The sequence below is a fragment of the Nocardioides sp. NPDC059952 genome, assembly GCF_042730435.1.
In the GTDB taxonomy this organism is placed as follows: Bacteria; Actinomycetota; Actinomycetes; order Propionibacteriales; family Nocardioidaceae; genus Nocardioides.
Genome location: NZ_JBHWLY010000061.1, coordinates 23,212 through 37,266, shown reverse-complemented (window position 1 = coordinate 37,266; position 14,055 = coordinate 23,212). Strand labels below are relative to the sequence as shown.

Sequence of the window (14,055 nt, the reverse complement as noted above, 5' to 3'; positions counted from 1 at the left end):
CCGCGCCCCCCAAACTTCCCCCCTCGCCCGGGTGCGGCCATGCGGGCCGGGGTGCCCCCCCCCGCCGACCGGGGTGACGCCTCGGCTCAGGGTTTGGGGTAGCCGCGGCGTACGGCTCGTTCCAGGACTCCCAGGGTGGCCCGGATGGACTTCTGGTCGATGACCGGGAAGATCGGCTTCCACTCGGGGAGGGCGGTGGACCAGTCGCAGTACGAGGTGACGCGGGTGTCGCCGGAGTCGAGCTGCTCGAGCTGGTAGCCGAAGCGGTGGCCGATCGGGGGCTTGATGGTGCCGTCGATGGTCCACTCGATCGACCGGTCGGGCTCGAAGCCGGTGATGATCACGGTGACGTCGTACCTGCCCATCGGGTAGTCGCCGAGGGCCTCGCGGTCCATGTGCACGACGAACCGGTCGTCGACCGCACCCACCCGCGATCCCTCGGCGGACTGGAGCATGCCGGAGGCGTCGATGGCGACGTGGCCGTCGGGGTCGGTGAGAACGGCGAAGATGTCGGTGGGGGAGGCGGGGATGATCCGCTCGGCGTCGATGCGTTCGGCCCCGAGGGGCTCCGCGGTCTGGGTCTGGTCGGTCACGGGGCCTGAATCTAGCGGCGTCCTGGCGTGCCTGGCATCACACCGTGGCAGGATGCTCGGCATGAGTGAGCGCACGATCGAGACAGTCGGAGTCGTCGGCCTGGGCACCATGGGTGCCGGGATCGCGGAGGTGTTCGCCCGCAACGGTTTCACCGTGGTCGGGGTCGAGCGGGACGAGGAGGGCCTCGAGCGCGGCAAGGCCCACCTGGCGCACTCGACGGGCCGCGCGGTCAAGCGCGGCAAGCTCAGCGAGGAGGAGCAGGAGGCCCTGCTCGGCCGGATCTCCTTCGCCACCGACGCGACGGCGCTCAAGGACGTCGACATGGTCGTCGAGGCGGTCGTGGAGTCGCTGGAGCTGAAGAAGTCGATCCTCGCCACCCTCGACGAGATCGTGGCCCCCGAGACGATCCTGGCCACCAACACCTCCTCGCTGTCGGTGACCGAGATCTCGACCGCGTCCAAGCACCCGGGCCGCGTCGTCGGCGTGCACTTCTTCAACCCCGCGCCGGTGCAGAAGTTCGTCGAGATCGTACGCACCGTGGTGACCGAGCCCGAGGTGCTCGAGAACGCTCGCGAGGTCGTCGGCAAGCTCGGCAAGTCGCCGGTGGTGTGCGGTGACCGGGCCGGCTTCATCGCGAACGCGCTGCTCTTCGGCTACCTGAACCACGCGGTCTCGATGTTCGAGGGTCACTACGCCACCCGCGAGGACATCGACACCGCGATGCGGCTGGGCTGCGGCTACCCGATGGGGCCGCTGGCGCTGCTGGACCTGATCGGGCTGGACACCTCCTACGAGATCCTCGACACGATGTACCGCCAGGGTCGCGACCGGCTGCACGCCCCCGCGCCGATCCTCAAGCAGATGGTCACCGCCGGGATGCTCGGGCGGAAGTCGGGCCGAGGCTTCTACACCTACGAGGCCGCCGACTCACCCGTCGTGGTGCCGGACGCCTTGACCCCGAGCGCCGACGCGACCCACGAGCTGCGCCGTCAGATCACCAAGGTCGGCGTCGTCGGCACGGGGACGATGGCGTCGGGGATCGTCGAGGTCTTCGCCAAGGGCGGCTACGACGTGACGTACGTGGGCCGGAGCCAGGACAAGGTGGACGGCGTCGCGGCGCGGATCACCAAGAGCCTCGACAAGGCGATCGGACGCGGCAAGCTGGAGGAGTCGGCGAAGCCGGAGATCCTCGGCCGGCTGACCGGCACGACCTCGCTGGACGACCTCGCCGACGTCGACATCGTCGTGGAGGCCATCGCCGAGGACCTGGCCATCAAGACCACGCTCTTCGAGAACCTCGACGACATCTGCAAGCAGGGCGCGATCCTGGCGACCACGACCTCGAGCCTGCCGGTCATCGAGCTGGCGAAGGTGACCAAGCGGCCGTCCGACGTCGTCGGGATGCACTTCTTCAACCCGGCGCCGGTGATGAAGCTGGTCGAGGTCGTCTCCACGGTGACCACGTCCGAGGAGGTCTCCGAGACCGTCCGGGCCCTCTGCTCGACGGTCGGCAAGTCGCCGGTCTCGTGCGGGGACCGGGCCGGTTTCATCGTCAACGCGCTGCTGTTCCCCTACCTCAACGACGCGGTCAAGATGCTCGAGGGGCACTACGCGACCGCCGACGACATCGACACCGCGATGAAGCTCGGCTGTGCGCTGCCGATGGGCCCCTTCGAGCTCCTCGACGTGGTCGGAAACGACGTCTCGCTCGCGATCGAGAAGGAGCTCTACCTCGAGTTCCGCGAGCCGGGCTTCGCGCCCGCGCCGCTGCTGGAGCACCTGGTCACCGCGGGCTACCTCGGTCGCAAGACGGGCAAGGGGTTCCGCGACTACAGCTGATGCCCTGAACCTGTCGCAAGGTATGCAGCTCGAGGCACACATCCCGTGCGGAGTTCCGCACGGGATGTGTGCTTTCGTCTGCATCCCTTGATGAAGGATCACCCCCGACCACCCCAGCAGTACGCTGGGTGACGTGGGACTTCTGATCGCACTCCTCATCGTCGTCGCGGTGATCGGGACCGTGGTGGTGACCAGCAGGCGCTCGCAGGCGCGAGCGCTCGAAAAGCAGCGCGCCGATCTCGAACCGGTCAAGCAGCTCGCCTTCGAGGACGTGACCGCCTTCGGTGAAGAGCTGCAGAAGCTCGACCTGGACATGGCCGGCAAGGAGCTCGACGAGGGCGCCAACGCCGACTACCAGCGCGCGCTGGACGAATACGAGACGGCCAAACGCACCGTTGACAAGATGACCGAGCCCGACGACGTCAAGAAGATCACCACGATCGTCGAGGACGGCCGCTATGCGATCGCGTGCGTCGAGGCGCGGGTCGCCGGCGAGCCGCTGCCGAAGCGTCGCCCGCCGTGCTTCTTCGACCCCCGCCACGGACTGTCGACCGAGGACGTGGCCTGGGCGCCGCCGGGTGGCACCACCCGTGACGTACCTGCCTGTGCGCTCGACGCCGAGCGGGTCAAGGCGGGCGCTGAGCCCGACACCCGCAAGGTGATGGTCGGCAACGAGCGCGTTCCCTACTGGCAGGGTGGTCCGGCCTACCGTCCCTACGCCGCCGGCTACTTCGGCGCCTTCTCGCCGATGGACTGGATGTTCGCCGGGCTGATGTTCAGCGCCTTCGGCGGCTTCGACGCCTTTGGTGAGATCGGCGAGGGCATGGGCGATGCGATCGGCGGCATCGGCGAGGGCATGGGGGACATGTTCGGCGGGATCGGCGACGGCATCGGCGACATGTTCGACGGCTTCGATTTCTAGCGGCGTACGCTTCCCCGGTGCCACCACTTCATACGCTCGAGCTCGGCGAGGCCGGAAGTCGTGTCGTCTTCCTGCACGGACTCTTCGGACAGGGACGCAACTGGAACACGCTCGGCAAGCAGCTGGCCGACAAGCATCGGGTCACGCTCGTCGACCTGCCTCACCACGGCCGCTCCCCGCAGCCTGACAGCTTCGACTACCTCGAGGTGACCGCGGCGGTCGCCGAGCTGCTCTCCGCTGATGACGGGGCCGACGACCCCGCGACCGTGGTCGGCCACTCGATGGGCGGCAAGGTCGCGATGCTGCTCGCGATCACCCGCCCGGAGCTGGTGGCGAAGCTCGTCGTGGCCGACATGTCCCCGGTCGTCTACGAGCGCGTCGGCGGCTTCAAGACGTACGTCGACGCCATGCAGGGCCTCGACCTGGACCGCATCACCCGCCGCGAGGAGGCCGATGCCGGGATGCAGGAGGCGGTCCCCGACCCGACGGTCCGCGGCTTCCTGCTGCAGAACCTGCGCCGCGACGGGGACGGCTGGCGCTGGGCGATGAACCTGGACGTCCTCGGCCGCGACCTCGACCGCATCGGCGCCTGGCCGACCGAGGAGCTGAAGGCGTACGAGCCCTACGACGGACCCGTGCTGTGGGTGGCCGGCGAGCTGTCGAACTACGTCACCGACGACTACGCGCCGGCGATGAAGGAGTGGTTCCCGCGCTACCGCAAGGTGACCGTCAAGGGCGCCGGACACTGGGTCCATTCCGAGAAGCCGGAGACCTTCCTCGCGGCCCTGCGCCAGTTCCTCGGCGACCTGCCCTAGCCGGCGCGGACCAGACCGCACTCGTAGGCCCGGATCACAGCCTGGACCCGGTCTCGCAGACCGAGCTTGGCGAGGATGTGGCTGACGTGACCCTTCACGGTCCCCTCGGTGAGGAAGAGCCGGCCGGCGATCTCTGCATTGGACAGCCCCCGAGCGATCAGCTCGAGCACCTCACGCTCCCGCTCGGTGAGGACGCGAAGCTCGGTCTCGGAGCGAGGCAGCGGGTCGCCGACCGTGCCGATATGGCGCTCGATGAGACGCCGGGTGATGGAAGGAGCGACGATCGCGTCGCCTTGCGCCACCACACGGATCGCGGAGAGCAGGTCGGCGGCGAGCGTGTCCTTGAGCAGGAATCCACTGGCTCCGGCTCGCAGTGCGGCGTAGACGTACTCGTCGAGATCGAACGTGGTGAGGACCAGGATGCGCGGCCCGTCGGGAAGCGACGCGCGGATGCGTCGGGTCGCTTCCAGCCCGTCGACCTCGGGCATCCTGATGTCCATCAGGATGACGTCGGGCACCGCCTCGACCGCTGTGGCGGCAGCGCTGGTCCCGCTCCCGGCCTCGCCGACGACCTCCATGTCGTCGGTGTTCTCGATGATCATCCGCAGGCCGGCACGGAGCAGCGCCTGATCGTCGACCAGAAGCACCCGGATCATCCGGCTGCCCCCGGGGCGAGGGGGATGCGGGCTCGGACGACATAGCCGCCGTCCTGCCCCGGGCCTGCGTCGAGGTCGCCACCCAGCAGCGAGACGCGCTCGCGCATCCCTCTCAGCCCGTTGCCGGTCCCGCCGGAGTGCGAGCCGCCGGAGCCGTCGTCGGTGACCTCGAGGGTCATCGCGTCGGCTGCATACGTCACCTCGACCCGTGCGGACGCGTCGGCCCCTGCGTGCTTCATGGTGTTGGTCAGCGCCTCCTGAACGATCCGGTACGACGAGACGTCGATGCCGGCGGGCACAGGCTGCGGCGATCCATTGATCCGCAGCTGGACCGGGGTGCCCGCCTGCCGGACCTGGTCGACGAGGCTGGGCAACTGGGCCAGGCCGACCACTGGCCCCAGGGAGCCGTCGGTCTCGTCGGGCGCCGACAGCACGTGCCGCAGATCCGCGAGCGAGGCCCTCCCGGTCGACACGATCGTGTCCAGGGCAGCCAGCGTGTCTGCGGGCCGCTTGGTGAACGCAGCAGCGCCGCCTTGCGCCTGCATCACGATGACGGCCAGACCGTGCGCGACGACGTCATGGACCTCGCGGGTGATCCGGGCCCGTTCGGCGGCGACAGCCAGCGCGGCGCGCTGATCGAGGTACGCGCGCCGACCCTGCATCCCCCACCCGATCGCCCAGGCGAGCACCAGTACGGAACCGAGGAGGAAGACCCCTCCCCAGGCGGTGGGCCCGAACATCTCGAGGGTGTCGCTGGACTGCATGGTCCGTCCGCCGACGGCAGGTGTCGCGCCGTCGGTCTTGCCGTCCGTGCTGACGTACGTCGACCATGCCGTCGCTGCGGCCAGGACGGTCACGAGCAGAGTGAGTGACACCTTGATCGGACGGTGAGCGGCGATGGTGTACAGGATGATCGGTACGGCGAGGTCGGCTGCCACCGGTCCCGTGCCCAGGGCCATCTGCGCCACCGACGCGAGCGACGCTGCGACCAGGGCTGGGATCGGCCATCTGCGACGTACCGCGACGGCGACGAGGCAGACTCCGACTGCCGGAGTCGCGTTGCCGCCACCCACCCACGTACCGACCAGCAGCAGCGCAGCCAAGCCCGCGTCCTGGACGCTCGAGCTGCGCAACAGTCCGCTCAGGGCCGCCGCACGAGTCTTCATAGCAGGCGCCATCCTAGGGCGGGCGCAGCCGCCTCACACCTGTCTGAGGTGAGGGATCGGACCATGACCACAGACAGGCGCGCGTCGGTCCCACCGGCGGGCAACCTCTGGGTCATGACGAAGATGCCACTGCTGTTGCTGGCCGCTCTTGCTCTCGTGGTGTCCGGCTGCAGCCTGCCATGGACCCCTCGCACCGCGATGGTCTGGAAACGGGTCGTCCCGGCAGGTGATTGTCACTGCGCCGACGGCAGCCAGTTCGCCTTCTGGGAACGGCGGGCCGACCCGGCCAAGGTCGTGCTCTTCCTCAACGGCGGCGGCGTCTGCTGGGATGCCGAGACCTGCGCCTTCACCAGCACCGAGATTCCTGGCGAGAGCGACTTCTACGACTGGAACCTCGAGGGTACGAATCCGGAGAATCGGAGCGGGATGTTCGACACCACTCGGGGCGACAACCCGTTCGCCGAGTATTCGTACCTCTACGTGAGCTCCTGCACCGGTGATGCCCACCTGGGTAACGCCTCCCAGAAGTACTCGCCGACGCTGACCGTCGAGCATCACGGCTATGTCAACGGCACTGCGGCTCTCGACTACCTCGCCGAGCACTACCCGGACGCTGAAGAGGTCGTCGTCGTAGGCAAGACCGCGGGTTCGGTCGCGGCCCCGCTCTACGGCGCCCTCGTCGCCGACCGCCTTCCCGATGCCCAGGTCACCGTGCTCGGCGGCCAGTCCGGGGCATGGCCCGACCACCCTGAGTTCAACACCAAGATCCTCGACGAGACCTGGGGGGCGTACGACGCCGCCCCTGAGTGGGCGGTCGACGGGCTCGCTGCCCAGGACTGGGGTGTCCCTCGGTTCTGGACCCAGGCAGGCCTGCGGGATCCCGACCTCGTGATGGCCAGGTTCGACTTCGCCTACGATCCGCACGCCGCTGTGGAGGTGACCCAGTGGATGGACGGTGATCCGCCGGATCTGCTTGCCGAGATCGATCGCAACGAGACGGCGATCGAAGCTGCCGGGGTGGCGTTGCACAGCTACACCGCCCCGGGAGACGACCACGGGATCTTCGACTTCGAGAACGCCTTCTACGACACCGAGGTCGAGGGCGTCCGGCTGGTCGACTGGATCGAGGAGCTGATCGACGACGACGATCCGCCCGACGATGTCCGCTGTGACCGGTGTGATCCGTAGATGCTGACCCGAGGCGCGCTCCTGAGTCCCTGCGCCAGTTCCTTGGCGACTGAGACACCGCCGCGTCTACGCTGTGCGGCATGGAGCGTGACAAGCCGGTCATCGTGCTGGTCGGCGGCGAGCACGCCGCCGTCATCGAGCAGGAGTTCCGGGCACGGTACGACCGTGACTACCGGATCGAGTCGGTCCTGGGATTCGCCGCGGGGCTCGACAGGACACGCGGACTGGTGGCCGAGGGTGCGCAGATCGCGATGGTCGCCGCCGAGCATGTGCTCGACGAGGGCACCTCGATCGAGTTCCTGCGCCAGGTGCCGGCCGTCGTGGCGACGGCGCGCCGTGTCGCGCTGGTCTCGTGGGAGGACTTCTCCGGTGCACTCGAAGCCCTGCGTGCCGCGGCGCTGGAGCGGGAGATGGACACCTACGTGCTCATCCCGCGCGGCCCGCGGGACGAGGAGTTCCACACCGCGCTGATCGAGCTGCTCTCGGAGTGGGGCTGGTCGGTGGGCAGGCCCCTGGTGACCGTGACCGACGTCGTGGCCGAGCCCGGCGACCGCGCCGCGGCGGCGGTCCGCGACCTGCTGGACCGCATGGGCTTCCCGCATCGCGCCCTCGAGCCGAGCGACGACGAGGCCCAGGAGCTCATCGAGGAGGCGGGCCCGGGGGCACGGCTGCCCCTGGTCCGCACCTTCACGGGTCGCGTGGTCTCCGGGGCGACGGCGGCGACGGCCGCCGAGGCCATCTACGGCGGGTTCGACGAGATCCCCGAGGGGGTGATCGCCGACGTGGCCATCGTGGGCGGTGGTCCCGCGGGCCTCGCGGCGGCCGTCTACGCCGCGTCGGAGGGCTTGGCGACGGTCGTCGTGGAGCGCGACGCGATCGGCGGCCAGGCAGGGTCGAGCTCGATGATCCGCAACTACCTCGGCTTCCCGCGCGGCATCTCGGGCATGCGCCTCGCCCAGCGATCCCGCATCCAGGCAAGCCGGTTCGGCGCGCGCTTCTTCACCGGACGGCCGGCGACCGGGATCGAACCCGGCCCCGCCCACGAGCCCGAGCACCAGCACGTGCACGTACGCGGCGCGCAGTTCTGCGCCCGCACGGTCGTCCTCGCCATGGGCGTGACCTATCGGCGGCTCGGGGTGCCCGCCGTGGACGACCTGGTGGGTGCGGGCGTCTACTACGGCGCCGCGACGTCGATGGCGCGCGAGATGCAGGGCCGTGACGTCTTCGTGATCGGTGGGGGCAACTCGGCCGGGCAGGCGGCCATCCACCTCGCCAAGTTCGCGAGCACGGTGACGATCCTGGTCCGGCGACACGACCTCGCGGAGACCATGTCGGCCTATCTGACGCGTGAGATCGACGCGACGTCGAACATTCGGGTTCAGCCCCGCACCGTCGTCGCCGACGGTGGTGGCGACGGCCGGCTGGAGTGGCTGCAGCTGGAGAACCTGGACACCGGAGAGGACACCAAGACGTCCGCCGACGGCCTGTTCTGCCTGCTCGGAGCGGAACCCGACTGCTCGTGGCTGGCGGAGGGCGTGGCGCTCGACGAGAACGGGTTCGTCCTGACCGGCCGCGACGTACCTCGCGAGGCGTGGGTCGACGGGAACCCGCCCGCGAGTCTGGAGACGACGGTGCCGGGCGTCTTCGCCGTCGGTGACGTACGCGCCGGGTCCATGAAGCGGGTCGCCTCCGCGAGCGGCGAGGGGGCGTCGGTGCTGCCGCTGGTGCACGCCCACCTGGCGCGGCTGCGCGCCCGGGAGTTCGGCGCCTGAGCTACTGGGACTCCCTCGCGCACGGGCCGACGAACACGCTGGCCATCCGGGCGGCGATGGCAGCCTTCGCGCGGTTCCTGGCGCCGTCGTGCCCGTCGAGGAGCAGACGTGCGGCGAGCCCCTGGGTCAGCGCGAACGCCGCCTCTCCCTCGAGCAGGCTGTCGGTGTCGGGGATGACCTCTCCGCACTCCATCCCGTTCCTCACCGCCTGGGTGATCCGGTCGCGGAAACGCCGGTCGAAGGCTCGCTGGTGCTCGGCGAGCGTCGGATTGTCGAGGGCGAGCCCGGCGAAGGCGTGCCTCAGATAGGTCTCGTCCCGGTGGGCGGGGCTCAGCGGAAGCAGCTCCAGCAACCCCGCACCCAGCATGTGCTCGATGCGGGCGTGGGCGCGTTCGGCCCGGGTGATGGCCGCATCGACGCGAACTTCGATGTCGCTCAGCAGACGGCTCAGGGTGTCCGCGAGCAGAGACTCCTTGGAGTCGTAGTAATGCTGCACCAGCCCGACGGAGACGCCCGCGGCCTTGGCGGTTCCGGCGACAGTCACGGAGCCGAGCCCCGAGAGGAGGGCGAGCTCGCGTACGCCGGTGGTGATCTGGGCACGTCGGCCGTCGTGGTCTGCGGTTCTGGGCACAAATCAGATGATAACAATATGGTCGTACGGTTATTGTCGCCGACATGGACATCTCTCGACTTCTGACAAGTGCAGTCGCCGCCTCCGTGGTGGCGATCGTCGTGACGGCCCCGCCGTCCTCGGCGGAGGAGCCGGCGGATCCGGACGCCGCCGTCGAGGCGTACGTCGAGGAATGGCGCGAAGCCAACGGCGTGCCAGGCGCGGCGGTCGCTGTCGTCGACGGTGACAAGGTGCGGACATATCTCTCGGGCGAGGACGGCGACGGGGACCCGGTCTCGCCCGTGACCCCGTTCCTGGTGGGTTCGGTCGCCAAGACCTTCACCAGCGCGCTGGTGCTCGGTCTGGTCGAGGACGGCCGGATCCGGCTCGACGATCCGGTGAACCGGTATCTGACCTGGCTGGACGCGCCGACGATGACCGTACGTCAGCTGCTCACCCATACGGCCGGCTACACCGCCGGTGACGGGCTCGCCGTCTCGGAGCGGTTCGACAACGAGCCGGGGGCGCTGCGCCGGGCCGCCGGCGACCTCGAGCATCACGGCACGCCGGGGGAGTACGCCTACAACAGCGCCGACTACCTCGTCCTGGGGGCTCTGGTCGAGGAGGTCACGGGCAGCTCGTTCGCGGCCCTCGCGCGAGAGGACCTCTTCGAGCCGCTCGGGATGACCCGCACGGCCGCGGACGCGGACGGTGCCTCGACGCTCGCCGCAGGCCACCGCCACTGGTGGGCGTGGACACGTGCCTACGATCCCGGGTTCGACGAGTCCGGTGCGCCCTACGGGTATGTGGTCTCGACGCTCGACGACCTGGTGACGTACGCCCGCGCGCAGCTCGCGGGTCAGGTGCTGCCGCGCGACCTCGCGGGCGAGGCGTGGAGCATTCAGGAGGTCACCGGGCCGGGACGGGGTTATGGCTACGGCTGGAGCATCGATGGTGATGATCGCCGCCGCGTCCACCACACCGGTGCCACCCCCGGCTATTTCGCCCACGTCTCCCTGATCCCCGGCGAGGACCGGGCGGTTGTCGTTCTGGCCAACTCCTACGCGGAGAAGCGCGCACCGAGTCTGAGCGCGGCGGCCGCGGACATCGACGAGATCATGGGCGGCAGGTCCGCGACGGTCAGGGCGGGTGACCCGTTGCTGTCAGCGGCGCCCTGGCTCCTGAGCGGCCTCCTCCCGGTCGGCCTGGTGCTCATGCTGGTCGCGCGCCGCCACCCGATCTCGTCGCGGCTCAGGTGGGCGTTCGCAGCGGCGGCCGGGTCGGCCGCGGTGGGCCTGGCGCTGCTGCCACGTCTGTTGGGCGTGACGCTCGGCTTCGCGATCACCTGGCTGCCCGACCTCGCCATCGCAGTCGTGGCAGGCAGCCTGACGTTCCTGCTCGCGGCCGCCTCGTGGGCTATCCGTCCGACAGGACCCGCCGGAACACCTCGACGATCCGGTCAGCATCCGCCTCGGACGTACGCCAGTTGCTGAATGCCAGGCGCAGCGCGGGAGCGTCCCGGTGGACCGTGGGGGTCACGAAGGTCACGCCGGTCTCCGCGATACGGCGGGCGAGGTCGGCCGGGTCGCCGGGGACCTTCACGCACACGATGTTGAGCCGGACCGGGGCGAGCAGCTCGACACCGTCGATCTCCGCCAGCTGCCGTCCGACTCGGCGGGCGAGGGCGATGGTCCGCTCGACGATCTCGCGGTGTCCGTCGCGGCCGTAGGCGTACAGGGTGAACCACGCCGGCAGGGCGCGCAGGCGTCGTGAGCTCTCCGGGGTCAGATGGACGAAGTCGGGTTCGGCGTCGGGAAACCCGATGTAGGCGGAGGCGTTGCTGAAGACCCGGGCCTGCAGGTCCTGGTGGCGGGTGAGCTGGATGCCCGAGTCGTAGGGCACGTTGAGCCACTTGTGCAGGTCGACGCAGACCGAGTCGGCGCGGGAGAGACCCTCGGCGAGGTGAGCGCTGGACGGGGAGAGCGCCGCGAACGCCCCGAAGGCGCCGTCGACGTGGAGCCAGAACGGGAACTCGTCGCGAAGGTCGGCGATGGCGCCCAGGTCGTCGAAGTCGCCGGTGTTCACGGTGCCGGCATTGGCCACGACGATCGCCGGCCGGCCGTCCTGCTCCCGCAGCGCGGTTCGCAACGCGTCGATGTCGACCGCCTCGCGGCCCGGGAGGAGCGCGACCGGGCGGAGGCTGTCCCGGCCCAGACCGAGCACCGACAGCGCCTTGGAGATGGTGGAGTGGGCGGCACCCGAGAGCACGGCGACGGGGCCGAGCGCCGCGACGCCCTGGGCCGAGACCGACACCCCGAGCCGGTCGCCCACCCACTCACGGGCCAGGGCCAGGCCGGTGAGGTTCGACATCGTCGCGCCGGTGACGAACGCTCCGCTGACGTCGTCGGGGAGGTCCAGCAGCTCCCGGATCCAGCGCACCGTCTCCCGCTCCAGGGCGCTCGCCGCGGAGTCCTGGACGGTGATGGTGTTCTGGTCGAAGACCGAGGTCAGCCAGTCGCCGGCGACCGCGGCCGGAGTCGCCCCGCCGGTGACGAAGCCCAGATAGCGGGGGCCGGCGCTGGCCGAGAACCCCGGCGCCCAACGGGATCCGAAGTGACGGAGCGCGGCGGCACCGCCGGCGCCCCGCGTGGGAAGCCGCTCGGAGGAGGGCGGCCGGGCAGGCGAGGTCACCGGCCGGTCGTCGAGTCCGGCGATGATGTCGTGTGCGTAGTCCTGGACCGCGCCGAGGAGATCGGGCATCCCGGCGAGGTCCGTGTCGAGCCGTGGGTCCATCCTTCGACCGTAGGACATCTCAGGGCTCGATGAGGCCCGCTCGGATGGCGTAGCGGGTCACCTGAGTGCGATCGCGGAGTCCCAGCTTGGCGAGGATGTTCTCGCGGTGCCGCTCGACGGTCTTGTAGGAGATCGTCAGCTCCCGGGCGATCTCGCGGGTCGAGTGGCCCTCGGCGATGAGCTTGAGCACCTCGTCCTCGCGCTCGGTCAGCACCGTGCGTGGCAGGCTCTCGCCGCGGTTGAGCCGGTCGAGGTAGTCGCGGACCAGCGCGCTCATCGCGCCCGGATAGACGAAGGCCTGACCGCTCATCGCGGTGCGGCACGCCTTGACCAGGTCCTCGTCGGCGACCGACTTGAGGACGTACCCGCTGGCACCGACCTTGAGCGCCTCGAAGAAGTACTGCTCGTTGTCGTGCATCGAGAGCATCAGCATCTTCGGAGGCGTACGCATCCGGGCGATCGTGCGCGCGGCCTGCAGCCCGGTCATCCGGGGCATGGCGACGTCGAGGATCACCAGATCGACCTCGACGTCGCGCAGCGCGGCGACGGCCTCGGCCCCGTCGGCCGCCTCGGCGACCACCTCGAGGTCCGGCTCGGCGTCGAGGATGAGGCGGACTCCGCGGCGGACGAGGGTGTGGTCGTCGGCCAGCAGGATCCGGATCTTTGCGGGCGTGGGAGTCACAGCGGTACCTCCAGACGGACGGTGGTGCCGCGGCCGGGCGTGCTGGTCACGCTCAGGTCGGCACCGACGAGCAGGGCCCGCTCCCGCATGCCGCTGATCCCGGCACCGGCCACCAGGGCGGCGCTGCCACGGCCGTCGTCGGAGACGGTGAGGACGACCTTGTCGCCGACCTTGCACAAGGAGAGCTCGGCGGTGGCGGCGTGGGCGTGGCGTACGACGTTGGTGAGCGCCTCCTGGGCGACCCGGTAGATCACCAGCTCGCGGTCCTGGGGCAGCTCGGGAAGCCCGCGGCCGGTGGTGCGGCGTACGGTCGTGCGGCCCAGCGCGCCGACATCGGTGGCCAGCGAGGCCAGGGCGGCGTGCAGACCGAGGTCCTCGAGCACGCCCGGCCGCAGCTGCCGGGCCACGCGGCGTACGTCGTCGATGCCGGTGCGCGCGGACTCGCGCACGGCGGCGAGCTCGGGGCGTACCTCCTCCGGCACCTGTCGCTCCAGCCCCTTGAGCCCCAGGAGCACGACGGTGAGCGACTGACCCACCTCGTCGTGGAGCTCCTGGGCGATCCTGTGCCGCTCCGCCTCCTGCGCGGCCAGCGCCTTGGCGTTGCTGGTGCTCCGCTCGGTCTCCAGCCGCTCGAGCATCGCGTTGTAGCTCGCCACCAGACGTGCGCCCGCGCCCTTGCCCTCCGTCGTCAGGCGCTGGTCGGGGGAGAGGTGGTCCACCGAGTCCATCGTGCGGATCACCCGGTCGATCGGCGCCAGGCTGCGTAGCAGCAGGAGCGCGTTGAGGGTCGCCATCGCGGCCAGCCCGACCGCCAGGATCACCGCCTCCGAGGCCAGGACGCGCTCCGAGACCCGGGCCGGGGACAGCGCCAGGACCAGGGTGCCGACGCAGAACACCGTCCCGTTCGTCAGGCAGACCCTCCAGTAGAGGGGTAGATGGCTCATGCAGCAAGCCTGACATGTCCTCTGGCCTGGACTTATGGGTGGCAGCACCCATTCGGATCCGGAGTGCTGTCACG

General features: G+C 70.1%; 13 protein-coding genes. 6 read left to right on the top strand and 7 right to left on the bottom strand.

What is annotated here, in order from left to right; translation table 11 throughout:
* Window positions 1-86: 86 nt before the first annotated feature.
* Window positions 87-593: a polyketide cyclase gene (locus tag ACFV9G_RS22695; RefSeq protein WP_378730146.1), complete on the bottom strand. Its 507-nt coding sequence runs from the start codon at window positions 591-593 to the stop codon at window positions 87-89.
* Window positions 594-654: 61 nt separating this feature from the next.
* On the opposite strand from ACFV9G_RS22695, the gene ACFV9G_RS22690 reads away from it, so the two are divergent.
* The 3 genes from ACFV9G_RS22690 (at window position 655) to ACFV9G_RS22680 (ending at window position 4,170) form a co-directional block, all read left to right on the top strand.
* The gene (locus tag ACFV9G_RS22690; RefSeq protein ID WP_378730144.1) at window positions 655-2,433 is read left to right on the top strand and encodes a 3-hydroxyacyl-CoA dehydrogenase family protein; all 1,779 of its coding nucleotides are present in this window, start codon (window positions 655-657) and stop codon (window positions 2,431-2,433) included.
* Window positions 2,434-2,566: 133 nt separating this feature from the next.
* Window positions 2,567-3,355: a hypothetical protein gene (locus ACFV9G_RS22685; RefSeq protein WP_378730142.1), complete on the top strand. Its 789-nt coding sequence runs from the start codon at window positions 2,567-2,569 to the stop codon at window positions 3,353-3,355.
* A gap of 17 nt (window positions 3,356-3,372) precedes the next feature.
* The gene (locus tag ACFV9G_RS22680) at window positions 3,373-4,170 is read left to right on the top strand and encodes an alpha/beta fold hydrolase (RefSeq protein WP_378730140.1); all 798 of its coding nucleotides are present in this window, start codon (window positions 3,373-3,375) and stop codon (window positions 4,168-4,170) included.
* Here the strand turns inward: ACFV9G_RS22680 and ACFV9G_RS22675 are convergent.
* Window positions 4,167-4,826: a response regulator gene (locus ACFV9G_RS22675; RefSeq protein ID WP_378730138.1), complete on the bottom strand. Its 660-nt coding sequence runs from the start codon at window positions 4,824-4,826 to the stop codon at window positions 4,167-4,169. The genes ACFV9G_RS22680 and ACFV9G_RS22675 overlap by 4 nt on opposite strands.
* Window positions 4,823-5,992, bottom strand: a complete 1,170-nt coding sequence (locus tag ACFV9G_RS22670; protein WP_378730136.1) for a sensor histidine kinase — start codon at window positions 5,990-5,992, stop codon at window positions 4,823-4,825. The genes ACFV9G_RS22675 and ACFV9G_RS22670 overlap by 4 nt, the downstream gene beginning before the upstream one ends.
* Before the next feature lie 114 nt (window positions 5,993-6,106).
* Here ACFV9G_RS22670 and ACFV9G_RS22665 point away from each other — a divergent pair, with 114 nt between their 5' ends.
* Both ACFV9G_RS22665 and ACFV9G_RS22660 read left to right on the top strand, forming a co-directional pair.
* Window positions 6,107-7,180 carry a pectin acetylesterase-family hydrolase gene (locus ACFV9G_RS22665; protein WP_378730134.1) on the top strand — a complete coding sequence of 358 codons (1,074 nt, stop codon included), beginning with the start codon at window positions 6,107-6,109 and terminating at the stop codon, window positions 7,178-7,180.
* 80 nt (window positions 7,181-7,260) lie between these two features.
* Window positions 7,261-8,952, top strand: coding sequence for an FAD-dependent oxidoreductase (locus ACFV9G_RS22660; protein ID WP_378730132.1), 1,692 nt, complete (start codon window positions 7,261-7,263; stop codon window positions 8,950-8,952).
* A 1-nt stretch (window position 8,953) separates the two neighbouring features.
* Here ACFV9G_RS22660 and ACFV9G_RS22655 read toward each other — a convergent pair whose 3' ends face one another.
* Window positions 8,954-9,583, bottom strand: coding sequence for a TetR/AcrR family transcriptional regulator (locus ACFV9G_RS22655; RefSeq protein WP_378730130.1), 630 nt, complete (start codon window positions 9,581-9,583; stop codon window positions 8,954-8,956).
* Between the two features lie 44 nt (window positions 9,584-9,627).
* Between ACFV9G_RS22655 and ACFV9G_RS22650 the strand changes: the two genes are divergently transcribed.
* Complete coding sequence (locus tag ACFV9G_RS22650) at window positions 9,628-11,055, top strand: serine hydrolase domain-containing protein (RefSeq protein WP_378730128.1); 1,428 nt, start codon at window positions 9,628-9,630, stop codon at window positions 11,053-11,055.
* Here the strand turns inward: ACFV9G_RS22650 and ACFV9G_RS22645 are convergent.
* Genes ACFV9G_RS22645 through ACFV9G_RS22635 form a run of 3 tightly spaced genes read right to left on the bottom strand, consistent with a single transcriptional unit; the run spans window position 10,979 to window position 13,981 of the window.
* Window positions 10,979-12,355: a pyridoxal phosphate-dependent decarboxylase family protein gene (locus ACFV9G_RS22645; RefSeq protein WP_378730126.1), complete on the bottom strand. Its 1,377-nt coding sequence runs from the start codon at window positions 12,353-12,355 to the stop codon at window positions 10,979-10,981. The genes ACFV9G_RS22650 and ACFV9G_RS22645 overlap by 77 nt on opposite strands.
* A 19-nt stretch (window positions 12,356-12,374) precedes the next feature.
* A complete protein-coding gene (locus tag ACFV9G_RS22640) occupies window positions 12,375-13,037 on the bottom strand; it encodes a response regulator transcription factor (RefSeq protein WP_091047850.1) in 663 nt (220 codons plus the stop codon).
* A complete protein-coding gene (locus ACFV9G_RS22635) occupies window positions 13,034-13,981 on the bottom strand; it encodes a sensor histidine kinase (protein WP_378730124.1) in 948 nt (315 codons plus the stop codon). The genes ACFV9G_RS22640 and ACFV9G_RS22635 overlap by 4 nt, the downstream gene beginning before the upstream one ends.
* Window positions 13,982-14,055: the final 74 nt, after the last annotated feature.